This is a genomic window from Mycobacterium scrofulaceum (assembly GCF_002086735.1).
Taxonomy (GTDB): Bacteria; Actinomycetota; Actinomycetes; order Mycobacteriales; family Mycobacteriaceae; genus Mycobacterium; species Mycobacterium scrofulaceum.
In genome coordinates, this window is the sequence record NZ_MVIJ01000180.1 from 1 (window position 1) to 232 (window position 232).

Below are 232 nucleotides of genomic sequence, written 5' to 3' on the forward strand. Positions count from 1 at the left end.
GGCGACCTGGTGCTGCCGGGATCGTGCACGCGCGCGATCGACGCGCACGCCGGCGACGAGTTCGTCGCGGAGTTCGCGGGCCTGGGTTCTGTCCAGTTGTCGTTCGAATAGTCTCGAATTAAATCGTCGGACTTAAATATCGAGAGCTTCGCAAAGGAGCGTCATGCCGGCTAAGGCGAGTGTGGCCATTGTCGGGTCGGGCAATATCAGTACTGACCTGCTGTACAAGTTG

1 protein-coding gene and 1 pseudogene are annotated in these 232 nt (G+C 59.1%); both read left to right on the forward strand.

Annotated features, from left to right (window positions below; translation table 11 throughout):
- Positions 1–111, forward strand: a pseudogene (locus BST44_RS30020) (2-keto-4-pentenoate hydratase); the annotation flags it as partial.
- A gap of 52 nt (positions 112–163) precedes the next feature.
- A partial coding sequence (locus tag BST44_RS31275; protein WP_244184984.1) for a hypothetical protein occupies positions 164–232 on the forward strand: 69 nt, incomplete at its 3' end.